General features: G+C 60.6%; 1 protein-coding gene. It reads right to left on the minus strand.

The window, feature by feature from the left end:
* Positions 1 to 181: TetR family transcriptional regulator (locus HWX25_RS33145; RefSeq protein ID WP_175912810.1), on the minus strand; the 181-nt coding region annotated here is incomplete at its 3' end.
* Positions 182 to 426: the final 245 nt, after the last annotated feature.

The raw sequence follows: 426 nt of genomic DNA on the forward strand, positions 1-426 counted from the left end.
GGTTCTCCTTGTTGGCGAAGTAGTAGCGGATCATCGCGTGGTTCACGCCGGCCGCGTCCGCGATGTCACGCACGCTGACCGCGTCGAAACCGCGGGTCGAGAACTGCTCGAGCGCGATCGCCAGAATTTCCGAACGGGTCTGTTCGCCGCGTTCCTGCTGTGCCTGCCGGGCAATCTGCATCTGTCCTGTCCTCGATCGAATCCCCGGATTGTGCCGTCCGTCCGGATCGGCCGCAACGGGCTGTCCCGGTGCGGCATCGCGGTCCGCAGGTGTCGGGGAAAACCCCGTCGTCATTAGAGGAGCGACACGCTTGACACGCACGTTCAAAACAATAATTATCCACTCGGATAATTATTTGACGGAAACTGTTCGGCTGACGGTGCAAGCACGGTGTCGGCCGGTCCCATTCATACGAAGCAACGCGT

Source organism: Burkholderia sp. BCC1640, from assembly GCF_902833125.1.
GTDB lineage: Bacteria > Pseudomonadota > Gammaproteobacteria > Burkholderiales > Burkholderiaceae > Burkholderia > Burkholderia diffusa.